We start from the raw sequence: 23,364 nt of genomic DNA, 5'->3' as shown, positions 1-23,364 counted from the left end.
TCTCTGTTGTTCGCCTTAGCTGTGGCTATCGGCCTGTTTGTACCGATTCAGACCCAATCGGCCGTGGCAGAGTCCGCGTCCGTCGCAAGTTGTTACCGCCAGGTCGGGGACCACTGGGAATGTGTCACCCCCGGCGCCTTCTGCCCTGCCGCCGCCCACGGCCTGTACGGATATTCCGAGAGCGGCGGTAGATACCAGTGCGTCCAGGACGGCTCGTACTGGAGGTGGAAGCCCGCCGGTTCCTCGTCGGGCCAGAGCTCCCAGCCGAGCCCCAAGCCGACTCCCAAGGCGACCCCGACTCCCAAGCCGACGACCAAGCCGGCCAGGGCGAAGTGCTCGCGGGCCTACCTGCCCCTGCCCGATCCCCGCTGCCAGCCGGGCACGCGCAACCCCGCCGTCACCCAGGCGACCATCGGTACGACGATCTGCAGGGCCGGCTTCGCCGCGAAGGTGCGGCCCGTGGCGAGCTACCTGAGCGCGCTGAGGGTCAGGCAGATCGCCGAGTACGGCTACCCGGACCGCAGGCCGGCCCGCTACGAGGAGGACCACGTCATTCCGCTGCTCCTCGGCGGATCGCCCAAGAGTGTGAAGAACCTCTGGCCGGAGCCCGTGTGGAAGGTCAGGGGCAGGAGCGCCGCGGACAAGAACGCCGTGGAACGCCGTCTGTGGAGGGCCGTCTGCGCCGGTGACGTGCCGCTGGCCCGTGCGCAGAAGGCCATCGCGAAGGACTGGCGCACCGCGGTCAGGCAGGCGGGGCTGTAACAGGGGAAAGGCGGCCGAGAATCCCTCGGCCGCCTTTTTTCACGGAGGAGCGCTATTCGGAGAAACCGAGCAGATGGGCCAGGCAGGTCATGTTGTGGTCGAACAGCTCGGCCCGGTGCTCGATCACGTTGTTGAACTGGCCGAACAGCTCGAAGCTGACCATTCCGAAGAGCCCGGTCCAGGCGACCAGCGCCCGCGCGACCACGTCGTCGGACACGCCCGGCATCACCGCGCGTACGGCCTCCGCGTCCTGCGACAGGATCGGGGGCGGCGGCGGGCACATCGGCGGAGGGGCGAGGCGGCCGGCCCGCTGGGCGTCCGCCAATATGCGGCCGTACACGATCGTGCCCCGTGACGCCGGGCCGATCGTGTCCTCCGGGGCGCGGTAGCCCGGCACCGGCGAGCCGTACAGCAGGGCGTACTCGTGCGGGTGGGCCAGGGCCCACTCGCGGACGGCGCGGCAGGCGGCGAGCCAGCGCCCGGTGAAGTCGTCGCGTGGGCGGGTGGCGTCGGCGCGCTCGACGGCCTCGCCGATCGCGTTGTACGCGTCGACGATCAGCACGGTGAGCAGGTCGTCGCGGCTGGGGAAGTAGCGGTAGATGGCGGAGGAGACCATCCCCATCTCCCGGGCCACCGCGCGCAGGGACAGGCCCGGGGCGCCGTCGGTGGCGAGATGACGCCGCGCGATGTCGGTGATCTCCCTGATGAGTTCCGCCCTGACCCGCTCCCGTGCGGTACGGCTCGCGTTCATGGCCCGATGTTATCAGAGCACCGATTCGAGAGCACCGCTCTTGACGACTCGCGCTCTCATGAGAGAGCATTGCTCTCGTAACGGAGCGACGAACGCAAGGAGTGCCGATGCTCACCATGGTCAAGGGGGCGGCCGCCGCCCTCATGTTCTTCCTGGAGCTCGGCGTTCTGATCGCGCTGGCCCGCTGGGGTTTCACCCGGGAGGCGAACATCGTGGTCCGGATCCTGCTGGGGCTCGGCACACCGGCCGCGTTCGCGACACTCTGGGGACTGTTCATGGCCGGCGGCAAGGCGCCGTACCAGCTGCACGGATTCGCCCGGGGAGCCTTCGAGGTCGTGTGGTTCGGCGCCGGAGCGGCCGCGCTGGCGGCCTCCGGGCTGGTGACCGCGGGTGTGGTGTTCGCGGTGGTGTACGTGGCCGACGCCGCGCTGCGGCTGCTGACGCAGTAATGACATCAACAAGGAGAGATCATGGGCAGGCATGTCGTGGTGGGAGCGGGACAGGTCGGCGGCGGGCTCGCCGAGACGCTGGCCGGGCGGGGGCACGAGGTGACCGTCGTCACCCGTTCGGGCTCGGGCCCGAGGCGCGCGGGGGTGTCGCGGGTCGCGGCCGACGCGGGTGACGCCGCCGTGATGCGGCGGCTCGCGGAAGGGGCCGACGCGATCTACAACTGCGTCAACCCGCCCTACCACCGCTGGCAGGAGGACTGGCCGCCGGTCGCGGCCTCGCTCCTGGCCGCCGCCGAGTCGTCCGGGGCGGTGCTGGTCACGCTGGGCAACCTCTACGGGTACGGCCCGGTGGACGGCCCGATGACCGAGGACCTGCCGCTCGCCGCGACGGGCACCAAGGGCAGGGTCAGGGCGCGGATGTGGGAGGAGATGCGGGCGGCCCACGAGGCGGGCAGGGTCCGGGTGACCGAGGTGCGCGGCTCGGACTACTACGGCCCGGGCTCGTCCGACCAGTCCTACCTGGGGCCGAGGCTCCTGGAGCCGCTGCTCGCCGGCAAAACCGCCACCGTCGTGAGCGACCCCGACATCCCGCACAGCTGGACGTACCTGCCCGACGTCGTGCGGGCCCTGGTGGCGGCGGCCGAGGAGGAGCGGGCGTGGGGCAGGCCGTGGCACGTCCCGACCGCCCCGCCCGTGACGATGCGGGCGTACGCCGAGATGGTGTGCGAGGCCGGGGGAGTCCGGGCGCCGCGACTGCGGCGGCTGCCGGCGGTGCTGCTCAAGGCGGGTGGCCTTGTCGTGCCGTTCCTGCGGGAGCTGGGGGAGACCCGTTACCAGTTCGACCGGCCGTACGTGCTCGACTCGTCGGCCTCGCAGGAGGTCCTCAGCTTCGCGCCGACGCCGGTCGAGGACGGGGTGAAGGAGGCGGTCGCGTGGTGGCGATCGCGCTGAGGAGCGCATAAGTCACGACATTTGACCCTTGCGCTGGGGATTCCGGCTCAGCCATGCTGATTTGAAGATCTTTGCACGATCCCGCCCTCGTCGGCGCTCGGTCCTGGAGACCCCGGCCGGCATGGGCGGGCGGTCGCGCCGGCCGACGACGACAGGCGCGGCCTCACCCTGTGGTTCCGCACTCACGCGCTCCTACGGGACCGCGTTCCACGCCCCGGCAGCAGGGGAGCCGCCGGGGCTACGTCCGGGGGGACGACGTGACAGGGGAGTGGCGGGTGGAGTTTCGACTGCTGGGGCCGGTCGAGGTGGCGGTCGGCGGGATCCCGGTCCCGCTGGGGGGAGTCAAACCGAAGACGCTGCTCGCAGCGCTGCTCCTGGAGCGGGGGCACGTCCTGCCGATGCACCGCCTCATCGACATCCTCTGGCCGGACGAGCCGCCGGAGACCGCCAAGGCGGCGGTTCAGACCTATGTGAAGACGTTGCGCCAGGCGCTGACCCGTGCCGGGGCTCCGGACGTGATCGTCACCCGCGCACCCGGCTACCTGGCGCGGATCCCCGCCGGGTCGCTGGACGCCGACCTGTTCGAACGGCTCCTCACCGACGCGCGCGGCGCGGCCACGCCCGAGGAGGCCTCCGGGCTGCTCGACTCCGCGCTGGAGTTATGGCGCGGGCCCGCCCTGGCCGGGCTGGGCGACTCGCCGCTGGCGGGGGAGGCCGCGCGGCTGGAACAACTGCGGCTGACCGCCACCGAGGAACGTATCGCCGCCGGCCTGGCGCTGGGCCGGCACGGCCGGCTGGTGGCGGAACTGGCCGCGCTGGTCGGGCGCCATCCGCTCAACGAGCGGCTGCGCGGCCAGTACATGACCGTGTTGTACCGGCTCGGCCGACAGTCCGACGCGCTGGCCGCGTTCCGGGAGGGCCGCCGGATCCTGGCCGAGGACCTCGGAGTGGACCCGGGGCCCGAGCTGACCGCCCTCCACCACGCCATCCTGCGCGGCGACCCCTCACTGCTGGCGCCGCCGTCCGGGGAGACGGTCCGCCTCGCCGTACCCGCCCAGTTGCCGTTGGCGCCGGCGGACTTCACCGGCCGTTCCGCGCAGAGCGCGGCCCTGGTGACGGCGCTGACCTCGGGAGAAGCCCCGATGATCCAGGTCGTCGCGGGTCGTGCCGGCAGCGGCAAGTCGGCCCTGGCGATCCACGTCGCCCATCAGGTCGCGGACGCCTTCCCCGACGGCAGGCTGTACGCCGAGCTGCGCGGGATGAGCGATGCTCCCGCCGATCCGGGCGAGGTGCTGGGGAGGTTCCTCAAGGCGCTCGGGGTGCGTCAGGATGCTCTTCCCTCCGCAACCGCCGAGCGGGCCGAGCTCTATCGGAGCCTGCTGGCCGGACGCCGGGTGCTGGTGGTGCTCGACGACGCCGCCGGGGAGCCGCAGGTACGCCCGCTGCTGCCGGGTGGCGCCGGCGGCGTACTGATCACCTCACGCAACCGGCTCGGAGCACTCAGTGGTGCGCGCCGTACGGACCTGGACGTCCTCGAACCGGTCGAGGCCGTCGAGTTGCTCGCCCGGATCGTGGGACCCGAGCGGGTGGCCGCCGAGGAGGCGGTGGCCCACGACATCGTCGACCTGTGCGGCCGGCTGCCGCTGGCGATCCGCATCGCCGGGGCCCGGCTGGCCACCAGGCAGCGATGGCCGCTGCGGCTGCTCGCCGACCGGCTGACCGACGAGCGGCGCAGGCTGGACGAGCTGGCGATCGCCGACCTGGAGGTGCGGGCCGGCTTCGAGCTGAGCTACCGGGGGCTGGACGACGACGAACGCCGGGCGCTGCGGCGGCTCGGTCACCTGGGGGTTCCGGAGTTCTCCCCGTGGATCGCCGCCTGGCTGTGCGACATCGACGACAAACTCGCGGAAGACATCGTGGAACGCCTGGTCGACGCCCAGATGGTGGACTTCAGCCGAGTCGACGACCTGGGCGCGCTCCGCTACCGGATCCACGACCTGGTGCGCATCTACGGACGCGAGCGTGCCGAGGCGGAGGAGCCGTCCGAACGGCTCACGGCGGCCGCGGGCCGGGTGCTCGGGGGCTGGCTCGCCCTGGCCGACCAGGTGGCGGCCGACGCCCCGCCTGATGAGATCGACTGGATGCACCCCGCCGCGACCGCCCCGGCGATCCCGGACCAGCTGACCGCGCGGGTGCTGGCGGCCCCGCACGACTGGTTCGAGATCGAACAGCCCGCGCTGGTCGTCGGTCTGGAGCGCGCCGCGGTGCTGGGCTTGCACGACATGGTCTGCCAATTCGCCTCCGCGCGACTCGGTCCGTCGTTCCTCGGCGTCAACAGGTTCGAGTCACGGGAGCGGATCAACGATGCGGCGCTGGCCGCGGCCCGCCGGGCGGGCGACCGGAAGGGCGAGGCGACCATGCTGGCCGAGCTGGGCCACCTGCGCTATCTCCAGGACCGGTTCCCGGAGGCGCGCCGGCTTCTGGGCCACGCGCTCGCCGCCTTCCGGGAGATGGGTGACGCGCGCGGCCAGGCCGTGGCGCTGTCCGGGCTCGGCGTGACCTGCCGGGAGGCGAGCCGCCTGGTCGAGGCGCTGCACTTTCTGGACCAGGCCGACGTCCTCCTCACCGGCCTCGGCGACGATCTCGGTGTCACGTACCTGCGGCGGCTGGCCGCCTCGGTGCGACTGGAGCTTGGGGACTATCCGGCGGCCTGGTCCGGTCTGGAGGAGTCACTGGCCGGCTACCGCCGCCTCGGCAGCCGCCGCGGCGAGGCGGTGACCCTGCGCACCATGAGCCTGTTCCACCGGGCGGTCGGCGACTACGACGCGGCCATCCGGACCGCCGAAGCCGCGACGGAGATCTTCGTCCAGCTCGGCGATCGGTTGCTGGAAGCGTATTCCGTCCGTGCGTGCGCGAAGGCCCGGTTCCGCCTGGGCCAGACGCGGCAGGTCCTGGCCCCACTCGAAGGCGCGCTGTCCACCTGCCAGGCGATGGGAGACCAGTGGGGGCTCGGCATCGCCCTGCGGACCCTGGGCGAGCTGCACCTCGCCGACGGCAACCTGACGGACTCGGCCGCGTGCCTGACCTCCGCCATCGGGGTGTGGGAAGGCATGGAGGCTCCGCTCTGGCAGGCACGTACGGAGTACACGCTGGCCCTCCTGCACGAGGCGAGAGGTGACGTCGAGACGGCGGCGGCGATCCGGGCGCGGGTGCTGACGGTCTTCCGCGACCACGGCGCCCGCGAGTACGGCGAGCTCACCGGCGCCTCCGCTCCCTGAAACGCCTGCTGCTAACCGCTGAAAACCATCCTCCACGGAGTTTCACCGTATTTTCAGCGCCTTGCTCGAGTCTTCCGGTGCACGAGGACGAACACCACCTCTCCACCGGAAGGCCCCATGAAACTCAACCGCCTTATCGCGGGCACGCTCAGCATGGCGGCGGCGGCTTCCCTCGGCTTCGCGGGAGCCGCGGTGACCAGCCTCACCACTGCCACGCCGGCCGCGGCCGCCTCCGTCGCCGATGGCCAGATCACCCGCTCCGAGGTGCTCGCCCGCGCCCAGAACTGGGTCGACCGCGGGGTCAAGTACAACCAGAGCCGCAGCGCGAGCAGCCTCTACACCGACGTGGACGGAGGGCACAAGTACGGCCCCGACTGTTCCGGCCTGGTCTCCATGGCGTGGCACATCACCGCGAACTCCGGCAAGGGCGGCAACAGCACCTACGACTTCGCGTCCTGGAGCGGAAAGGAGTATCTGGGCAGCCTGCACGATCTGAAGCCCGGAGACGCGATCCTCAAATCGAGCCACATGGAACTGTTCGCCCGGTGGAAGGACTCCGCCGACCACACCAAGGGCGCGTGGACCTACTCCCTCAACGGCACGGGCAGTCCCGACGGCAACGGCTGGGAGCAGGACTGGGCCAAGGGGCCGACGGCGAACTCCCACGGACAGGTGGGCGACGAGTCGTGGTCGAGCATGCAGAACTTCCGCCCGATCCGCTACAAGAACATCGTCGACGACACGCAGTCGCCGCCTCCGGCACCCCAGTACCAGACGCTTGGTGACTTCGACGGTGACGGGAAGAAGGACATCGCGGGGGTCGCGGGCAGTGATCTGTGGATTCACCGGAACACGAGTTCGCCGGGTGACTTCTCCACCGCTGGTGTGTTCGTCTCGACCGGGTGGCGCACGGTCTCGAAGTTCATGGCGGGGGACTTCGACGGTGACGGCAAGGACGACATCATCGGGTTCAACGGTGGTGACGAGCTGTTGATCTGGCGGAGTACGAGCACCGCGACCGCTTTCAGTTTCGCTCCGTACAAGAGTCTGGGTACGGGCTGGGGGATTTTCACGCAGCTTCTTCCGCTGGCCGACTACGACGGTGACGGGAAGAAGGACATCGCGGGGGTCGCGGGCAGTGATCTGTGGATTCACCGGAACACGAGTTCGCCGGGTGACGTCTCCACCGCGGGCGTGTTCGTCTCGACCGGGTGGCGCACGGTCTCGAAGTTCATGGCGGGGGACTTCGACGGTGACGGTAAGGACGACATCATCGGGTTCAACGGTGGTGACGAGTTGTTGATCTGGCGGAGTACGAGCACCGCGACCGCGTTCGGTTTCGCGCCGTACAAGAGTCTGGGTACGGGCTGGGGGATTTTCACGCAGCTTCTTCCGCTGGCGGATTACGACGGTGACGGGAAGAAGGACATCGCGGGGGTCGCGGGCAGCGATCTGTGGATTCACCGCAACACGAGCACGCCGGGGAATTTCTCCACCGCCGGTGTGTTCGTCTCGACCGGGTGGCGCACCGTCAGCAAATTCCTCGGCGCCGACTTCGACAAGGACGGCAAGAGCGACATCATCGGTTTCAACGGTGGTGACGAGCTGTTGATCTGGCGGAGTTCCAGCACCGCGACCGCGTTCGGTTTCGCCCCGTACAAGAGCCTGGGCACCGGCTGGAGCATCTTCGGCAACAAGCTCCTCACCTCCGCCCCCACCGACTGACCGTCACCCGCGGACGTCGCACAGGTCCCACGGGCCGCCCGATCCGTTGATCGGGCGGCCTCGGGGCCTTCTCCATCCATCGGAAGGACGACGAGATGATCCTGCTCTCCGATCCCGCGATCAGCCGGATACCCGTGGACGAGTGCGGAGAGACACTGCTCGACCTGCGTACCGTTCAGGCGCTTCGCCTCGACGAACGCCTGGCCGACCCGGAAGGCGCCTACGCCCACCTTCGCCTCGGTGTGGTGGACCGCCTCGTCACCGCCCAGACCCTGCTGCGGCCCGGGCTGCGCTTCCTGATCGTCGAGGGCTTCCGGCCGGTCGCACTGCAGACCCGGTACTTCAACCGGCACGTCGACCGTCTCCGGGCGGCCCACCCCGGTCACGACGAGGACTGGTACCACCGGCGGGCCGGCCGCTACATCTCCCCGCCGGAGGTGGCGCCCCACGTGGCCGGAGCCGCCGTCGACCTGACCCTGTGCGAGACGGACGGGCGCGAACTGTGGCTGGGGACGGAGGTGAACGACACCGACACCGGCGCCTGCCACACCGCCAGCACGGCGATCTCCGCGGAGGCCCGGGGACGGCGCCGCATTCTCGGTGAGGTGCTGACAACGGTCGGTATGGTCAACTACCCCAGCGAGTGGTGGCACTGGTCCTACGGCGACCGTTACTGGGCCTACACGACCAAGGCCCCGGCCGCACGCTACGGACCCGTGACCCCGGCCGGCCTCTGACCCGCCCCGGCCGTGACCCCACCCGGCGGAGAGCGGAGACAGCACGCCGATAGGCTCCCCAGGCATGAGAGTCGGGATCATCGGCCTGGGAGACATCGCGCGGAAGGCCTACCTGCCGGTGCTGGCGGCCACGCCGGGGATCGAGCCGCTGCTCTGCACCCGCGACCGGGCGGTCCTCGACCGGCTCGGCGACGCGTACCGGATCCCGGCCCGCTTCGCCTCGCTGGACGGCCTGATCGGGGCGGGGATCGACGCGGCGTTCGTGCACGCGGCGACCGAGGCGCACGTCCCCGTCGTGACGGCTCTGCTGGAGGCCGGCGTGCACGTCTACGTGGACAAGCCGCTGGCGTACGACGCCGCGGCGAGCGCCGGGCTCGTACGGCTGGCAGGCGAGCGGGGCAGGTCGCTGATGGTGGGGTTCAACCGCAGGCACGCCCCCGGGTACGCCGCCCTGCGCGACCTGCCGCGCGACGTGATCGTGATGCAGAAGAACCGCCGCGGCCTGCCCGGCGACCCCCGTACGGTGATCTTCGACGACTTCGTCCACGTGGCCGACACGCTGCGCTTCCTGGCGCCGGGGGAGATCACCGACACCGCGATCAGGACCCGGGTGCGGGACGGCCTGCTGGAACACGTGGTGCTGACGCTCGGCGGCGACGGCTTCACCGCGATCGGCGTGATGAGCCGCACCAGCGGCGCGGCCGAGGAGACCTGTGAGGTGATGGGCGGCGGCGGGAAGCGCCGGGTCGTGAACCTCGGCGACGTGGTGGACCTCGACGGCGGCGAGACCCTCGCGAGGCGGGCGGACTGGGTCCCGGTGGCCCGGCAGCGGGGGATCGAGCAGGCCGTCGCCGAGTTCCTCGGCGCGGTCGGCGAGGGGCGGGTCCTCACGGCCGAGGACGCGCAGGTCACGCACGAGTTGTGCGAGGAGATCGTGCGACGGACGAACGAGCACGAGTCGCGCATTACCACCCTTTTGCAGTAGGAAGGTACTCGTGTCAGAACTTGTGCTGGGCCCGCTGCTGCGCCACGTGGACGGGTCCGCCGCGACCGTGTGGGTGGAGACGTCCGAGCCCTGCACGGTCCGCGTGCGGGCCGGGGACGCCTCCTCGGAGGAGCACACCTTCACCGTGCACGGCCACCACTACGCCCTGGTGGACGTCGGCATCGACGGGCCGGTGGCCTACGAGGTGGACCTCGACGACCGGCGGGTGTGGCCGGGGGACGACGGCCTGCCGCCGAGTGTGATCCACCCCGTCACCGCCCTCAACCGGTTGATCTTCGGCTCCTGCCGGACGAGCGTGCCGCACGAGGAGCCGTACGTGCGGACCCACGGCCCGGACGTCCTGCGGGCGTACGGCCTGCGCCTGATGGAGTCGCCGGACGACCGGCCCGACCTCATCCTGCTCCTCGGCGACCAGGTGTACGCCGACGAGCTCACCCCGGACATGAAGGACTTCATCGCCGGGCGCAGGCTCGAGGGCCCGCAGGAGGTCGTCGACTTCGAGGAGTACGCCGAGCTGTACCGCCAGGCGTGGTCCGATCCGGCGGTCCGCTGGCTGCTGTCCACGGTCCCGACCCTGATGATCTTCGATGACCACGACGTCAGGGACGACTGGAACACCTCGTCGGCGTGGCGCGAGCAGATGGCGCAGGTGCCGTGGTGGCACCGGCGCATCGTCTCCGCTCTGGGGTCCTACTACGTCTACCAGCACCTGGGCAACATCCCGCCGGCCGAGCGGGAGGCCGATCCCGTGCTCGCCGCGCTGCGGGCGGGCGCCGGCGAGGAGACGCTCGACGAGTTCGCCCGGCGGGCCGACGCGGAGCCCGACTCGGTCCGCTGGAGCTATCACCGGGACCTCGGCGACACCCGTCTCGTCATCCTGGACAGCCGCAGCGCCCGGACGCTCGAACCGGGACGCCGCCGGATGATCGACGCGGAGGAGTGGAGCTGGTTCGAGAAGCAGGCGACCGGCGACTTCGGCCACCTCGTCGTCGGGTCGTCGCTGCCGGTCCTGCTGCCGTCCGGGATCCACCACGTCGAGGGCTGGAACGAGGCGGTCTGCGACGGCATCTGGGGCCGCCGGGCGGCGCGGTGGGGCGAACGGGTGCGGCAGTTCCTCGACCTGGAGCACTGGGGGGCCTTCCGCCGCTCGTTCGAGGACCTCGCGCGGGTGCTGGTCGAGGTCGCCTCGGGTCAGCGGGGACGGACGCCCGCGACCGTCCTGCTGCTGTCGGGCGACGTCCACTACTCCTACATGGCCTCGGTACGGCGGAAGGGCGGAGGACGCATCCACCAGATCGTCTGCTCGCCGATCCGCAACCCGCTGAGCCGCGTGCTGCGCTTCGCCAACATCGTGGCGTCGTTCGGGCTGGCGGGCCTGCTCGGCGGGCTGCTGGCCCGGGCCGGCGGCCTGCCCCGGCCGTCGCTGCGCTGGCGCATCAGCAAGGGACCCTGGTTCCCCAACATGATGACCGCCGTCGACTTCGCGCCCGGGGAGGCCGTGGTCACGTGGTTCACCGACACGGGCGACCACGACACGGTGACGATCAGGCCCGAGCCTCCCGCAGCACCGCGCTGAGCCGGTCCGTCGCCCAGGCCAGGTCGTCCCGCGAGACGACGAGGGGCGGCGCGAGGCGGATCGTCGAGCCGTGGGTGTCCTTGACGAGCACGCCGCGGCGCATGAGCGCCTCGCTGATCTCCCGTCCGGTGCCGAGCGACGGATCGATGTCGACGCCCGCCCACAGCCCGCGCCCGCGTACGGCGACCACCCCGGGGCCGAGGTCCGCGAGGCGCTCGTGCAGGAACGCGCCGAGGTCGCGCGCCCTGGCCTGGTACTCGCCGGTGCGCAGCAGCCCGACGACCGCGTCGCCGACGGCGCAGGCCAGCGGGTTGCCGCCGAAGGTGGAGCCGTGCTGGCCCGGACGGATCACGCCCAGCACGTCCTCGTTCGCGACGACCGCGCTCACCGGGACCACCCCGCCGCCGAGGGCCTTGCCCAGGACGTACAGGTCGGGCACCACGCCCTCGTGGTCGCAGGCGAAGGTCTCGCCGGTGCGGCCGAGGCCCGACTGGATCTCGTCGGCCATGAACAGCACGTTCGCGTCGTCGCAGATCTCCCTGACGGCGGCCAGGTAGCCGTCCGGCGGGACCAGCACGCCGGCCTCGCCCTGGATCGGCTCCAGCAGCACCGCCACCGTGTTCTCGTCGATCGCCTCCCTGACCGCCTCCGCCGAGCCGTACTTCACGATCCGGAAGCCGGGGGCGAACGGGCCGAAGCCGCCGCGGGCGTCGGGGTCGGTGGAGAAGCCCACGATGGTCGTGGTGCGGCCGTGGAAGTTGTCCTCCATCACGACGATGTTGGCCTGGCCGGGGGCGACGCCCTTGACCTCGTAACCCCACTTGCGGGCCACCTTGATCGCGGTCTCGACGGCCTCGGCGCCGGTGTTCATCGGCAGGACCATGTCCTTGCCGCACAGTTCGGCCAGACCGGTCACGAAACCGGCGAACCGGTCGTGGAAGAACGCGCGGCTGGTCAGCGTCAGCCGGTCCAGCTGCTCGCGGGCGGCCGCGAGGACGACCGGGTTGCCGTGGCCGAAGTTCAGCGAGGAGTAGCCCGCCAGGCAGTCGAGATATCGCCTGCCCTCGACGTCGGTGACCCACGCGCCCTCCGCCGACCGGACGACGACCGGCAGCGGGTGGTAGTTGTGCGCGCTGTGGCTCTCACCGAGCCTGATGTGGTCCTCGCTTCTCATCGAATCTCCCCGCTCACCCTGATCTCCCCCGTCCTTATTTCCAATGTGCAGCACTTGGGGCCGCCACCGGCCTTGCGAAGCTCGCTCAGGTCGACCGGGACGACCTCGAAACCGCGGCGCTTGAGCTCCAGGACCAGCCCGGTCGCCTCCGCGTTGACGACGACGTTGTGGCCGTCGCTCACCGCGTTGAGGCCCAGCACCTCCGCGTCCGCGGACGTCGCGACCACGGCGTCGGGGAACAGCCGCCGCAGCACCCTCCTGCTGCCCTCGCTGAACGCCTCCGGATAGTACGCCACGTTGCGGCCGTCCAGCGGGAACAGGGCGGTGTCGAGGTGGTAGTACCTCGGGTCGACCAGGCGCAGCGTGACGACCGGGCGGCCGAGGAACTCCTGGGCCTCCATGTGCGCCGCCACGTCGGTGCGGAAGCCCGTCCCGGCCAGGATCATCTCGTCGAGCGTCAGGTAGTCGCCCTCGCCCTCGTTGGTGAAGGACGCCTCCAGTGTCTCGTATCCCTGTTCGACGAACCACCGCAGGTACGCGGGCCCTTCGGCCGCCCGCTCCGGGTGGGCGAACCTCGCGCCGTAGACCCGCCCGTCCACGACGAGGGCGCCGTTGGCGGCGAACACCATGTCCGGCAGGCCCTCCACCGGGTCGATGAGGCTGACGCGGTGGCCCAGGCTCTCGTACGCCTGCTTCAGGCTCTCCCACTGCCGCAGCGCCGTGGCCGTGTCGGCGCCCTTCTCGGGCCGCATCCAGGGGTTGATGGAGTACGAGACCGTGAAGAACTCGGGCCGGCACATCAGGAAGTGCCTGGCCGTGCCCGTACGACCACTTTCCGTGGCCGCGGACTCTGGCGCGATTGTCATCGTCGACTCCAAGCGGGAAACCGGTGAACGGGACTTCAGCGTAGGAATCGGCGGACGGCAATCCAATGCGCCCATGTTGCGATCACCTGGGGATCGGTTGCGTCCTTCACCCCGATTGCGGCGATCCGTTAATCAGCCGGGAGAGCACGATGGAGCTCTTGGTCCGCACCACGAACGGCTCGGCCGCCAGGCGCTCGATCACCCGCTCGACGTGCCGCACGTCGGTCGCGCGGATGTGCAGCAGGGCGTCGGCCTCACCGGTGACCGTGCAGGCCGAGACGACCTCGGGGTGCCTGGAGACCGCCAGCCCGATCTCGGCGGGGGAGGTCTTGCCCCGGCAGTAGAGCTCGACGTACGCCTCGGTCGTCCAGCCCAGGGCCGACGGCTCGACCCGGGCGCTGAAACCGGTGATCGCGCCGGTGGCGACCAGCCGGTCGACCCGCCGCTTCACGGCCGGAGCCGACAACCCCACTTGAGTGCCTATTTCGGCGTATGTCGCACGGGCATCCTCGACGAGGGCCCGGATGATGGCGCGATCGAGCTCGTCCAACCTCACGTGGACCTGTATACAGCCGCCGACTCACCCGCGCGGCTTCGCGGACGCGGACGCCCCCGCAGGGTCCGCGCCCCTCCGCGTTCTCCCGCCGATCGGACGGCGCCGCGCCCGTTCTCTCCTGCGGCCCATCCGCTCAGGCGAGCTGGACGAGCACAGAACCGGCGATGAGCAGGGCGAGGCCGGCCAGGCGCGCAGCGGTGAGCGGGCGCCGGGGCAACCGCAGCAGGCCGTGGTGGTCGATCACGGCGGAGGCGAGCTGTTGGCCGGTCACGGTGAGCGCGACGGTGGCCGCGGCGCCGATCGCGGGGATCAGCGTGAAGGTCGCGGTGACGTACACCGCTGCGCAGCCGCCGCCGAGCCATCCCCACCAGGGCATCGTGCGCAGCCCGCCGAGCCGCGGCCGGGGGGTGCGGCCCAGCGCGAGCAGCGCGGCCAGGACGACGGCGATGGTGATCGTGGCCACGACGAAGCTGATCACGGCGGTGGCGACCGGCTGGTGGATCTCCCTGCGCAGCAGGGCGTTGACCGCGCCCTGCACGGGCAGGACCGCGCCGGCGACGACGCCGAGCAGGACCCAGCCGCTCCGGCCGAGACCGCCCGGCCGAGGGGCCGTCCCGGCGGTCGCCGCCGGAGCGCCGGCGCCGGTGCTCCCACCGCGCCCGGAGACACCGCCGCCGAGGGTGCCGGAGGCCGCCCGCGCCGGTGCCGGTGTTGGTGTCTGGGCCGGTGTCCGGATCGGGCTCTGGCCGCGGATGACGACGGTGATGCCGGCCAGGACGGCGAGAGCGCCCAGCGCGATGCCGGCGCTGAGCGGCTTGGGCGCGACGCCGAGCAGGCCGAACAGGTCCAGTCCCAGCGACGCGAACATCTGCCCGGTCACGAACAGCCCCGCCGCGGCCAGGGCGCCGAGGCGGGGGAAGAGCAGGATCCCGCTGGTGATGTAGAGCGGACTGGCCAGACCGCCGAGCAGGTGCCAGAACGGGACGCCAGGCGGCAGGTGGAGCGCGCCGATCGCGCCCACGGTGACCGCGAGCAGCGCCAGCACGGCCGTGGCCACGCTCAGCTGCAGGGTCGAGGCGCCGTACGGGGTGCCGACGGCCTTGTTGAGCTGGAGGTTCACCGACGCCTGTACGGCCAGCAGACAGCCGGCCAGCAGCGCCGCGGCGAGGAACAGGGAGTGCATCGCCATCCTCTCGGCAGGGGAACTCACATAAGTGGACACTGTGTCCATATGAGCCTAGGCGACAACCGGACGCGATGTCCACATGGTTGGGTCGCCGGTCTACGATGAGGCCATGAGCGACGGGGTGAGGGAACCCGGGGTGAACCGGTCGAACGGCGGCGTGCCATCGCCGGACGCGTCCGGGACCGGCCGCGAACCGCTCGTGCTCGATCTCCAGCCGGTCCGGCCGGCCCCGGTGCGGGAACGGGCGGACGCCGCGCGCAACCGCGTACGCGTGCTCACGGCGGCCGAGCGGCTCTTCGCCGCCGGGGACGCCCGGAACGTCACCATGGACGAGATCGCCAAGGAGGCGGGCGTGGGGCGGGCGACGCTGTACCGCCGTTATCCGGACGTCGCGGCGATCGCCACGGCGCTGCTGGACGAGCACGAGCGGCGGCTGCAGGAGCACATCCTGAGCGGGCCGCCGCCGCTCGGCCCGGGGGCTTCACCGGCCGAGCGGCTCGCCGCGTTCTGCGTCGCCATGGTCGACCTGCTGGAGCGTCACCTGCACCTCGTCCTGGGGGCCGAGACCGGCAGCGCCAGATTCGGCACCGGCGCGTACGGCTTCTGGCGCGCGCACGTCCGGATGCTGCTGACCGAGTCGGGGGCGCCGGATCCGGACGGCATGGCCGACGGCGTGCTGGCGCCGTTCGCGCCCGAGGTGTACCTGTTCCAGCGGCGGACCCTGGGCCTCTCGCAGCACCGCGTCACCGAGGCGCTGGTGTGGTCCGCTCACCGGCTGGCGGGAGGCTGACGGCCGGGGGCCCGGGCCGCAGGCAGTAGTCGCCGACCCCACGCTCCAGCAGGTCGAAGGCGCGCTCGGCGTGCGCGCGAAGGTCCGCGACGATGCCCGAGCCCTCCTCGCCGGCGAGCCGCCGCATCGCGAAGTGCCGGGTGAGCGCCTCGACCGCCGCGCGGATCTGGGCCGCAACCAGGGACGGGGTCATGTCGTCGGGATCCGCCTCGGTCTCGTCGGCGAGCACGGCGGCGAGCCGCTCCTCGCGGTGCCGGCTCATCATCTCGATCCGGGCCTGCAGCGCCGGGCTCTCCCGGATCCGCTGGACGAAGACGTCCGCGCCCTCGTTGATCCCGTAGCGCCAGTCGCCGGAGTCCAGGGCCGCGAGGAAGTCGCGCCGCACCGCCTCGACCGCCGTCTCGCCGGGCCGGCGCTCGCGGACCACTCGCGCCAGCACGTCCATGCTCTCCTCACTGCGGTCGAGGAACAGGTCCTCCTTCGTGCGGAAGTAGTTGAACACGGTGTTGACCGACACGTCGGCCGCCCGCGCGACCTCGGCCACAGTGACGTTGTCGAACCCCCGCACCAGGAACAGCCCCGTCGCGATGTCGGAGATCCGCTGCCGGGTCTCCCGCTTCTTCCGCTCCCGCAGGCCCTCTTCCATGCCTCGATTCTAAGGACGAACACAAACTTTAAGTGACTCCAAATTTGGTGTTACTCTACCGAGCATGATTCACGTCAGAGGGCTCACCAAGACGTTCGGGACGGCCGAGGCCGTCCGGGGGATCGACGTCGACGTCTCCGCGGGCGAGATCGTCGGCTTCCTCGGCCCGAACGGCGCGGGCAAGACCACCACCCTGCGCATGCTGACCACGCTGCTGCGTCCGACGTCCGGCACCGCCACGGTCGCGGGCGCCGACCTCTTCGCCGACCCGGTGGCCGTACGCCGGCGCATCGGCTACGTCGCCCAGGGCGGCGCGTTTGGGCCGTTCACCCCGGTCGGGGACGAACTCGTGCTCCAGGCCCGCCTGCACGGCCTGAGCCGGGCCGAGGCCCGCGCCCGGGTGACCTCCCTGCTCGCCGCCCTGGACCTCGCCGGGGTCGAGGAGCGGACGACGGTCATGCTGTCGGGCGGCCAGAAGCGCAGGCTCGACATCGCGATGGGCCTGCTCCACCGGCCCGGGCTGCTCTTCCTCGACGAGCCCACCACCGGGCTCGACCCGCAGAGCCGCGCCAACCTGTGGGACCACATCCGGCGGCTGCGCGAGCGCGACGGCGTGACGGTCTTCCTCACCACCCACTACCTGGAGGAGGCCGACGCGCTCTGCGACCGGATCCTGATCATCGACCACGGCCGGATCGTCGCCGAGGGCACCCCGGACCGGCTGAAGGCCGAGCACGGCGCGCGCACGCTCGATGAGGTCTTCCTCGCGGTCACCGGCCGCGAGCTGCGCGAGGGAGCCGCCGCGTGACCGCTCTCGCCGTCCTGACCGGCCACTACCTGCGCACCTCCTTCGGCAGCAAGGTCAACCTCGCCTTCGGCGCCGTGCAGCCGTTCCTCTTCCTCGTGCTGTTCGGCCCGCTGTTCGCCCGCAGCGGCGTCGGGTCGTGGGCCGTCCTCGTGCCCGGCCTGCTGGTGCAGCTCGCGCTGACCAGCGCGGGGATGGCGGGCTTCGGCATCGTCTTCGACCAGCGGTTCGGCGTGCTCGAACGGCTCCGGGTCGCCCCGGTGAGCCCGGTCACGCTGCTGCTCGGCCGGGTGCTCAGGGACAGTCTGGTGCTGCTGGTGCAGGCCGTCGCGATCATCGTGGCGGGCTACGCGCTCGGGCTGCGGGCGCCGCTCCCGGGGGTGCTGGCGGCCCTGCTCCTGATGACCGTGCTGTCCGTCGGCATGGCGTCGCTGTCGTACGCGGCGGCGCTCACGATGCGGCAGGAACTGTTCGCGCCCGTGATGTCGACCGTGGTGGTCCCGCTGATGCTGCTGTCGGGCGCGCTGCTGCCGATGTCGCTCGCCCCCGCCTGGCTCGACGTGGCGTCGCGTCTCACGCCGTTCCGGTACGCGGTCGAGGGACTGCGGGCGTTGTTCTCCGGTTCCTACGGCGCGTCGGCCGTGTTGTGGGGGGTGGTCGTGTCCCTGGCCCTCGCGATCGGGGGGCTCGCGCTGGGCGCGAATCGTTTCCGTTGGGAAAAGGCCTGATCAGGGGCCGGAAAAGGCATTCGAAGTTGATACCGGATCGCGGGCGCCAGCGGGCCCGGAGACGGTCACAATGGGTGGCGTGGCGGACGCCAACTTCACCCTCGTCCAGCTGCGTTACTTCGTAACCGCGGCCGAGCTCGGCAGTATGACCGCGGCCAGCAGAGAGCTCATGGTCGCGCAGTCGGCGATCTCGGCCGCGATCGCCCAGGTCGAGCGGGAGCTCGGGGTCCAGCTCCTGATCCGCCACCACGCCCGCGGCCTGTCGCTGACCCGCGCGGGCGAGCGCTTCCTCGTCGAGGCGCGGGAGTTCCTCGCCCACGCTGCGGCCCTCGCCCAGTCGGCGCGCGGCCTCGCGGGCTCGCTCACCGGCGAGCTCGCGGTCGGCTGCCTGACGACCCTCGCGCCGTTCTACCTCTCGCGCCTGCTGCGCGAGTTCGCCGGGCGTTATCCGGGGGTGCGGGTCAGCGTCGCCGAGGGCGAGCTGTCCACGATGGAGGCGGCGCTGCTGGACGGCAGGTGCGAGGTCGCCCTGGTCTACGCCATCGACCTCGCCCTCGATCTCGACATCCGGCCGCTCACCCAGGCCAGGCCGTACGCACTGCTTCCCGTGGGGCATCCGCTGGCGGAGGCGGAGGCGGTGTCGCTGGCGGACCTGGCCACCGAGCCGATGATCCTGCTCGACCTGCCGCGCAGCCGCGACTACTTCCGGGCGATCTATCCGACGGAACCGCGCGTGCGCTTCCGGACGTCGAGCTACGAGACCGCCCGCGCGCTCGTGGCCGGCGGGCACGGCTACTCGATACTGAACCAGCGGGCCGACAGCGACCACACCTACGACGGCGGGCGGGTGGCGTGCGTGCCGATCAGCGACGACGTTCCGGCGCTCGACGTCGTGCTCGCCTCGGTGCGCGGTGTGCGGCCCACCGCCCGGGCGGTCGCCTTCGCCGAGACCTGCCAGGCGTTCTTCTCCGGCCGGCGGCCCGGCCAGGCGTCCGGCGGGTGAGCGCGGCCGTCCCGGACGCCGTCCGGCGGGTCACCGGTAGGCGGCCAGCAGCTCCTCCAGGAGCGCGGTCGTCCGCTCGGCCGAGTGGGCCTCCACGCAGATCGCGTTCAGCACCTGCGTGTACGCCTCGGTGTCCTCCGGCTTGTCCAGGTAGAGGGCGCTGGTGAGCTGCTCCAGATAGACGACGTCGGGCAGCTCGGGCGCGTCGAAGCGCAGGACCGAGAACGGCCCGCCCACGGTGAACTGCCCGCCGCGGTCGAAGGGCACGACCTGCAGCGTGACGTTCGGCCGCCTGGTCACCTCGATCAGATGCTCCAGCTGGGCCCGCATCACCTCCGGGCCGCCGACCGGGCGGCGCAGCACCCCCTCGTCCACCACGGCCCACAGCGTCGCGGCGTCCGGCCCGGTCAGCCGCTTCTGGCGGCGCAGCCGCAGGTCCACGTGCCGGTCGACCTCGTCGGCGGACCGTCCCGAGTTGGCCACCCGTACGGTGGCCCGCGCGTACTCGGGGGTCTGCAGCAGGCTGGGGACGAACTGCAGCTCGTAGCAGCGGATCAGGCACGCCGCCTCTTCCAGCCCGACGTAGAACTCGAACCAGCCCGGCAGCACGTCACTGTACTTGTGCCACCAGCCGGGGAGGTTGGCCTGACGGGCCAGGTCCAGCAGCACCGCCCGTTCGTCCGGGTCGGTCAGGCCGTACAACGTGAGCAGGTCGGCGACATCCCGCTCCTTGAAGCCCACCCGGCCGAGCTCCAACCGGCTGATCTTGGCGTGGGACGCGCGGATGGTGTGCGCGGCCGTCTCCGGAGTGATGCCGCTCTCCCGGCGAAGCCGCCTGAGCTGCGCGCCGAGCACCAGCCGCAGGGCGGTCGGGCCGCTTCGGGCGAGCCCGAACGGTAACGAGGGGGCGTTTTCCGCCTGCGCGTTCACGTGGTCTCCATTGGCGACGCTCCGGGTGATTGCCTCGTGAAACCGGGTGTCCGAGGGGCGAAACAGGTCGGACGGAGGAGTATTCGGTTGATCATCCTACCGGATGGGGTCCGAGGCGGGGTTTTCTGGGGACTTCCACGAAAAGTCGATGGCATCCGACATTTGCACGTGCACGCGCGCTTGCACCCGCAAGGCGCAGGGCAAGATACACGACGGCAGGGAAATTCACATCATGTAATGGTGAGACCTGAGGGACCCGCGATGACAGCAGACCTGGCAGGCCCGGGAGCCGCGACCGCGCCTTCGTGGCTGACCGCGATGTTCGAAGGGGACGACGTCGCCGGGCTGTCCCTGCCCGCGTCGGCGACGTGTGACATCCACGGGCGCACCACCTCGCCCGCAGTCGCCAGGGACTTCACCGCCCGGACGCTGAGCGGCTGGGACGCCGGCGACCTGGTGCCCGACGCGCAGATCGTCGTGTCGGAACTGGTGACCAACGCGCTCCGGCACGCGCCCGCCGAGCCCGCCGGCGCCCCGCCGATCCGGCTGAGGCTGGTGAGGCACCGTTTTCATATCGGCTGTGGCGTGAGCGACGCCAGTGCGCGGGTGCCCGCGCTGTCTCCCTGGAACGATCTTTCGGAGTCCGGCCGCGGGCTGCACCTGGTCGACGCGCTGTGCGCGGCCTGGGGATGGATCCTCACCCGGGGCGGCGGGAAGGTGGTCTGGGCGCTGTTCGACGCGCGATCCTCCTACTGACCGCCCGCCGCCCGCCGGGCCGCGTCCCGCCCGCCTCCGGGCCGTCCCTCTTCCCGCCGTCTTCCCGCACGCCGTCCCCGGGCCGCGCCGACTCCGGGTCGAGCCCTGGTCAGGCCTGCTTCAGCCCTGGTCGGCGTCGCCGGTGGCCTGCTCGGCGGCGTCCTCGGGCGACTGCTCCAGGTCCTGGTCGGCCTGGGCCTGCGCGGACGCCTTGTCCAGGCGCACCCAGCTGGTGATGCTCTCGACCGAGAACAGCACGAGCAGGTACGCCGTAAGGACGGCGGCGACGGGGGTCAGCCACCCGGCCGCCGCGCCCGCCCCCAGGATCAGCAGGCGGACCTCCCAGCCGAGCCCCGCCCGGTAGAGCCACGCCGGGGGCCAGATGCCCTGCCGGGTGCGGTAGACCGTGTCGTACGTGTGGTAGCCGATCACGTAGATGAGCACGAACAGCAGCCACTTGGGCGTGCTCTCGGCCAGCCCGAGCAGGATGACCGTCAGGAACTCGGCGGCCCGCAGCAGTGGGGGAGTGAGCCAGTCGAAGCGGCCCAGGTGGTCGCGGCCGGCGGTCGGCAGCACCAGCACGAGCAGCACGGCCACCGGGAGGAGCAGGACCGGGCCGTCGGTGAGGATCCCGGCGACGGCCGCCGCCACGATCGCGAGCAGCGCCACCGCCGTCGCGGGCACCGGCGGCAGCAGCCGGCCCAGGGTGCCCTTCAGCGCGGTCGCGAGCGGGCCGTCGTCGCGGTAGGCGAGCAGGCGCGCGGTCTGGACGCGGCGGCGCTCCTCGTCCGGGTCGGGGAGCGGGGTGATGGCCTGCGGCTGGGTGATCATGCGAGTGACCTCAGGAGACGTCCGGTGAGGGTGTAGGTGGCCGCGACGCCGCCCCAGATGATCAGCGTGAGGAACGTGACCCGGGGGTCGAAGAACGCGGCGGTGATCGCGATGGCGGCGAAGCGCTCGCCGATGGGGAACACGATCATCTTGCGGGCCCAGTGGACCGGGCGGAACTTCCCGGCCTTCGTCCAGAGCCGCAGCAGACCGCGCACGCCGGTGCTCCGGCTCGCCCTGCGCTCCTCCAGCGCCTCCCGCAGCGGGCGGTCGTCGGCGACCGTGAGGTCCAGCGTGGGCAGCGGCACCGGCGCCTTGCGCCGGTTGGCCGCGCCGAACGAGAAGTCGAGCAGGTGCTTGACCGACTGGAGGGCCAGCGCGACCAGCGCCAGCGTCCAGACGCCCTCGCCGTCGCCGAACTGCCCGGACACCGTCGCACCGACCGCCAGGCCGACGAAGACGGCGTACTCCTTGAACCGGTCGAACGTGGCGTCCAGCCAGGCGCCGAGCACGCCGAACTTGCGGGCGTACCGCGCGACCTGCCCGTCGACGCAGTCGAAGACGAACGCGAAGTAGATGAGCACCCCTCCGGCGATCGCCCCCCAGCGGGTGCCGGTGGCGAACGCGCCGGCCGACAGCAGGCCGAGGGCGATCGAGATCAGCGTCACCTGGTTGGGGGTGAGCCCCCGGCGGGCCGCCCAGCGGGCGATGAAGCGCGAGTAGGTGCTGACGAAGAACGTGGTGAAGAAGCCGTCGGCGCCCTTCACCGCGTTGTCGAGCCGGGCCCGGTCCTCGTCGTAGCCGGCCATCTCCGCCTGCGCCTCGTCGGCCTCGGCCTGGCTCCGGACGCGGCGGAAGAACAGGTCGCGGCGGCCCCGCCGGCCGACCGAGACGCCGCGCCGGACCAGCCCGAGCACGAGAAGCTCGGTCAGGTCGTCCTCGGGGCCGAACAGGTGGGCCATCTCCGCCAGGTCGCGGGCGGCCTCGGCGAGGGTCGGCAGGTGCCGCTGGTGCAGGTGGAGCGGTCCGAGCAGCGCCGCGTTCGGCCGGGTCACCGCGTGGTAGGCGGTGCCGACCGAGATGATCCGGCCGCGGCCCGCGCGGGTGCGCTGGGGCAGTCCCTCGATGAACTGCGAGCCGATCTCGGGCACGGCCTCCTCGATCGGCACCATCTCCTCGATCGGCGCGTTCTCGTCCCGCTCCGGGCGGACGATCAGCGCGAGGGCGCCCCGCTTGGCCTTGGTGATCTGGTAGATCAGCTCGTCGTGCACCAGCGAGTCGGCCGGCAGGATCAGCAGGTTGTCCTCGGCGGCCTCGGCCACGTCGGCCAGCGCGCGCAGGTCTCCGGCGACGTCCCGGCTCTCCACCACGCGGCCGTACGGCCGGGCGTAGGCCGCCGCGTCGCCGGGCCGGGCGATCGTCGTCGGCTCGGGGTCCAGCGCGGCGGCCTGCGCGAGCAGCCTGTCGTACGCGGAGGGCGCCCCGGGAAGCGAGGTCAGCGTGATGGCCGCGGGCAGGGCGGGCCGGCCGCCGGGCGGCGGGAAAGCGATCGGGCCGGGCGGCGCGCCCAGCAGGACCACGCGGGTCATGGCAACCTTTCACGCAACGGGGGAGTCAGGCCCTTGGGGCTTGACCGGCGCGGGGAAGTCCGCCGGAGGCCAAAGCTTAGTGACCTTTCCGCTCGGACGTGGCACCCCAGGTTTACCGTACGGCCGCTAGATGTACAGCTTCGTCCGGGTTTGCCACTCGGCATCGTCGCCGGATCATTACCGAATTTTCACCATTCATGCGCTGGAGTGGGGTGAAAGCCTCGTATGGGGCCCGAGGGGGCGCCGGCCACCGGGCGGACCCTACGATGACG

At 71.6% G+C, this 23,364-nt stretch carries 22 protein-coding genes; 13 read left to right on the top strand and 9 right to left on the bottom strand.

Going from position 1 to position 23,364, the window contains the following annotated elements; genetic code table 11:
* The first annotated feature begins 63 nt into the window (after window positions 1-63).
* Window positions 64-762, top strand: coding sequence for a hypothetical protein (locus HHX40_RS02965; RefSeq protein WP_182879300.1), 699 nt, complete (start codon window positions 64-66; stop codon window positions 760-762).
* A 52-nt stretch (window positions 763-814) separates the two neighbouring features.
* Here HHX40_RS02965 and HHX40_RS02960 read toward each other — a convergent pair whose 3' ends face one another.
* The gene (locus HHX40_RS02960; RefSeq protein ID WP_182879299.1) at window positions 815-1,513 is read right to left on the bottom strand and encodes a TetR/AcrR family transcriptional regulator; all 699 of its coding nucleotides are present in this window, start codon (window positions 1,511-1,513) and stop codon (window positions 815-817) included.
* Between the two features lie 107 nt (window positions 1,514-1,620).
* Here HHX40_RS02960 and HHX40_RS02955 point away from each other — a divergent pair, with 107 nt between their 5' ends.
* The 7 genes from HHX40_RS02955 to HHX40_RS02925 all read left to right on the top strand — a co-directional run bounded on the left by HHX40_RS02955 (window position 1,621) and on the right by HHX40_RS02925 (window position 11,235).
* Entirely contained in the window at window positions 1,621-1,962 is a 342-nt protein-coding gene (locus HHX40_RS02955) for a YrdB family protein (protein ID WP_182879298.1), read from the top strand.
* 21 nt (window positions 1,963-1,983) lie between these two features.
* Window positions 1,984-2,913, top strand: coding sequence for an NAD-dependent epimerase/dehydratase family protein (locus HHX40_RS02950; protein ID WP_182879297.1), 930 nt, complete (start codon window positions 1,984-1,986; stop codon window positions 2,911-2,913).
* 275 nt (window positions 2,914-3,188) lie between these two features.
* The gene (locus tag HHX40_RS37520) at window positions 3,189-6,191 is read left to right on the top strand and encodes an AfsR/SARP family transcriptional regulator (RefSeq protein WP_310737920.1); all 3,003 of its coding nucleotides are present in this window, start codon (window positions 3,189-3,191) and stop codon (window positions 6,189-6,191) included.
* A 117-nt stretch (window positions 6,192-6,308) separates the two neighbouring features.
* Window positions 6,309-7,916 carry an FG-GAP repeat domain-containing protein gene (locus HHX40_RS02940; RefSeq protein WP_182879296.1) on the top strand — a complete coding sequence of 536 codons (1,608 nt, stop codon included), beginning with the start codon at window positions 6,309-6,311 and terminating at the stop codon, window positions 7,914-7,916.
* A gap of 95 nt (window positions 7,917-8,011) precedes the next feature.
* Window positions 8,012-8,653, top strand: a complete 642-nt coding sequence (locus HHX40_RS02935) for a M15 family metallopeptidase (RefSeq protein ID WP_182879295.1) — start codon at window positions 8,012-8,014, stop codon at window positions 8,651-8,653.
* A 64-nt stretch (window positions 8,654-8,717) separates the two neighbouring features.
* A complete protein-coding gene (locus HHX40_RS02930) occupies window positions 8,718-9,638 on the top strand; it encodes a Gfo/Idh/MocA family protein (protein WP_182879294.1) in 921 nt (306 codons plus the stop codon).
* A 10-nt stretch (window positions 9,639-9,648) separates the two neighbouring features.
* Window positions 9,649-11,235: an alkaline phosphatase D family protein gene (locus tag HHX40_RS02925; RefSeq protein ID WP_310737919.1), complete on the top strand. Its 1,587-nt coding sequence runs from the start codon at window positions 9,649-9,651 to the stop codon at window positions 11,233-11,235.
* Here the strand turns inward: HHX40_RS02925 and rocD are convergent.
* From rocD to HHX40_RS02905, 4 genes are all read right to left on the bottom strand, one after another.
* Window positions 11,204-12,409: an ornithine--oxo-acid transaminase gene (rocD, locus tag HHX40_RS02920; RefSeq protein WP_111700811.1), complete on the bottom strand. Its 1,206-nt coding sequence runs from the start codon at window positions 12,407-12,409 to the stop codon at window positions 11,204-11,206. The two genes, HHX40_RS02925 and rocD, sit on opposite strands and share 32 nt — an antisense overlap.
* Window positions 12,406-13,275: a dimethylargininase gene (gene ddaH / locus HHX40_RS02915; RefSeq protein WP_220498551.1), complete on the bottom strand. Its 870-nt coding sequence runs from the start codon at window positions 13,273-13,275 to the stop codon at window positions 12,406-12,408. The genes rocD and ddaH overlap by 4 nt, the downstream gene beginning before the upstream one ends.
* A gap of 106 nt (window positions 13,276-13,381) precedes the next feature.
* Window positions 13,382-13,831 carry an Lrp/AsnC family transcriptional regulator gene (locus HHX40_RS02910; protein ID WP_111700813.1) on the bottom strand — a complete coding sequence of 150 codons (450 nt, stop codon included), beginning with the start codon at window positions 13,829-13,831 and terminating at the stop codon, window positions 13,382-13,384.
* A gap of 133 nt (window positions 13,832-13,964) precedes the next feature.
* Window positions 13,965-15,014: a DMT family transporter gene (locus tag HHX40_RS02905; RefSeq protein WP_182879293.1), complete on the bottom strand. Its 1,050-nt coding sequence runs from the start codon at window positions 15,012-15,014 to the stop codon at window positions 13,965-13,967.
* A 112-nt stretch (window positions 15,015-15,126) separates the two neighbouring features.
* Between HHX40_RS02905 and HHX40_RS02900 the strand changes: the two genes are divergently transcribed.
* Window positions 15,127-15,807 carry a TetR/AcrR family transcriptional regulator gene (locus HHX40_RS02900; protein WP_111700836.1) on the top strand — a complete coding sequence of 227 codons (681 nt, stop codon included), beginning with the start codon at window positions 15,127-15,129 and terminating at the stop codon, window positions 15,805-15,807.
* Here HHX40_RS02900 and HHX40_RS02895 read toward each other — a convergent pair.
* Window positions 15,761-16,453: a TetR/AcrR family transcriptional regulator gene (locus HHX40_RS02895; RefSeq protein WP_111700815.1), complete on the bottom strand. Its 693-nt coding sequence runs from the start codon at window positions 16,451-16,453 to the stop codon at window positions 15,761-15,763. The two genes, HHX40_RS02900 and HHX40_RS02895, sit on opposite strands and share 47 nt — an antisense overlap.
* Before the next feature lie 64 nt (window positions 16,454-16,517).
* On the opposite strand from HHX40_RS02895, the gene HHX40_RS02890 reads away from it, so the two are divergent.
* The 3 genes from HHX40_RS02890 to HHX40_RS02880 all read left to right on the top strand — a co-directional run bounded on the left by HHX40_RS02890 (window position 16,518) and on the right by HHX40_RS02880 (window position 18,989).
* A complete protein-coding gene (locus HHX40_RS02890; protein WP_111700816.1) occupies window positions 16,518-17,261 on the top strand; it encodes an ABC transporter ATP-binding protein in 744 nt (247 codons plus the stop codon).
* Window positions 17,258-17,986: an ABC transporter permease gene (locus tag HHX40_RS02885; RefSeq protein WP_182879292.1), complete on the top strand. Its 729-nt coding sequence runs from the start codon at window positions 17,258-17,260 to the stop codon at window positions 17,984-17,986. Before HHX40_RS02890 ends, HHX40_RS02885 begins: the two co-directional genes overlap by 4 nt.
* A gap of 70 nt (window positions 17,987-18,056) precedes the next feature.
* Window positions 18,057-18,989, top strand: coding sequence for a LysR substrate-binding domain-containing protein (locus HHX40_RS02880; RefSeq protein WP_182879291.1), 933 nt, complete (start codon window positions 18,057-18,059; stop codon window positions 18,987-18,989).
* 30 nt (window positions 18,990-19,019) lie between these two features.
* On the opposite strand, the gene HHX40_RS02875 is transcribed toward HHX40_RS02880, so the two are convergent.
* Complete coding sequence (locus HHX40_RS02875) at window positions 19,020-19,919, bottom strand: helix-turn-helix domain-containing protein (protein WP_182879290.1); 900 nt, start codon at window positions 19,917-19,919, stop codon at window positions 19,020-19,022.
* Between the two features lie 261 nt (window positions 19,920-20,180).
* Between HHX40_RS02875 and HHX40_RS02870 the strand changes: the two genes are divergently transcribed.
* Window positions 20,181-20,675: an ATP-binding protein gene (locus HHX40_RS02870; RefSeq protein WP_220498550.1), complete on the top strand. Its 495-nt coding sequence runs from the start codon at window positions 20,181-20,183 to the stop codon at window positions 20,673-20,675.
* A gap of 120 nt (window positions 20,676-20,795) precedes the next feature.
* On the opposite strand, the gene HHX40_RS02865 is transcribed toward HHX40_RS02870, so the two are convergent.
* The gene (locus HHX40_RS02865; RefSeq protein WP_182879289.1) at window positions 20,796-21,506 is read right to left on the bottom strand and encodes a DUF5941 domain-containing protein; all 711 of its coding nucleotides are present in this window, start codon (window positions 21,504-21,506) and stop codon (window positions 20,796-20,798) included.
* The gene (locus tag HHX40_RS02860; RefSeq protein WP_182879288.1) at window positions 21,503-23,092 is read right to left on the bottom strand and encodes a CDP-alcohol phosphatidyltransferase family protein; all 1,590 of its coding nucleotides are present in this window, start codon (window positions 23,090-23,092) and stop codon (window positions 21,503-21,505) included. The genes HHX40_RS02865 and HHX40_RS02860 overlap by 4 nt, the downstream gene beginning before the upstream one ends.
* Between the last annotated feature and the right edge of the window lie 272 nt (window positions 23,093-23,364).

The organism is Microbispora sp. H10949, from assembly GCF_014161435.1.
In the GTDB taxonomy this organism is placed as follows: domain Bacteria; phylum Actinomycetota; class Actinomycetes; order Streptosporangiales; family Streptosporangiaceae; genus Microbispora; species Microbispora triticiradicis.
This window is presented reverse-complemented; position numbering and strand designations above follow the sequence as displayed.

Bases quoted from the DNA above. Each gene is read 5' to 3' on its own strand.
- HHX40_RS02905 (WP_182879293.1), bottom strand. From the start codon at position 15,014: ATGCACTCCCTGTTCCTCGCCGCGGCGCTGCTGGCCGGCTGTCTGCTG.
- HHX40_RS02935 (WP_182879295.1), top strand. From the start codon at position 8,012: ATGATCCTGCTCTCCGATCCCGCGATCAGCCGGATACCCGTGGACGAG.
- HHX40_RS02890 (WP_111700816.1), top strand. From the start codon at position 16,518: ATGATTCACGTCAGAGGGCTCACCAAGACGTTCGGGACGGCCGAGGCC.
- rocD (WP_111700811.1), bottom strand. From the start codon at position 12,409: ATGAGAAGCGAGGACCACATCAGGCTCGGTGAGAGCCACAGCGCGCAC.
- HHX40_RS02880 (WP_182879291.1), top strand. From the start codon at position 18,057: ATGGGTGGCGTGGCGGACGCCAACTTCACCCTCGTCCAGCTGCGTTAC.
- HHX40_RS02895 (WP_111700815.1), bottom strand. From the start codon at position 16,453: ATGGAAGAGGGCCTGCGGGAGCGGAAGAAGCGGGAGACCCGGCAGCGG.
- HHX40_RS02870 (WP_220498550.1), top strand. From the start codon at position 20,181: ATGACAGCAGACCTGGCAGGCCCGGGAGCCGCGACCGCGCCTTCGTGG.
- HHX40_RS02960 (WP_182879299.1), bottom strand. From the start codon at position 1,513: ATGAACGCGAGCCGTACCGCACGGGAGCGGGTCAGGGCGGAACTCATC.
- HHX40_RS02950 (WP_182879297.1), top strand. From the start codon at position 1,984: ATGGGCAGGCATGTCGTGGTGGGAGCGGGACAGGTCGGCGGCGGGCTC.
- ddaH (WP_220498551.1), bottom strand. From the start codon at position 13,275: ATGACAATCGCGCCAGAGTCCGCGGCCACGGAAAGTGGTCGTACGGGC.
- HHX40_RS02865 (WP_182879289.1), bottom strand. From the start codon at position 21,506: ATGATCACCCAGCCGCAGGCCATCACCCCGCTCCCCGACCCGGACGAG.
- HHX40_RS02900 (WP_111700836.1), top strand. From the start codon at position 15,127: ATGAGCGACGGGGTGAGGGAACCCGGGGTGAACCGGTCGAACGGCGGC.
- HHX40_RS02930 (WP_182879294.1), top strand. From the start codon at position 8,718: ATGAGAGTCGGGATCATCGGCCTGGGAGACATCGCGCGGAAGGCCTAC.
- HHX40_RS02940 (WP_182879296.1), top strand. From the start codon at position 6,309: ATGAAACTCAACCGCCTTATCGCGGGCACGCTCAGCATGGCGGCGGCG.
- HHX40_RS02955 (WP_182879298.1), top strand. From the start codon at position 1,621: ATGCTCACCATGGTCAAGGGGGCGGCCGCCGCCCTCATGTTCTTCCTG.
- HHX40_RS02860 (WP_182879288.1), bottom strand. From the start codon at position 23,092: ATGACCCGCGTGGTCCTGCTGGGCGCGCCGCCCGGCCCGATCGCTTTC.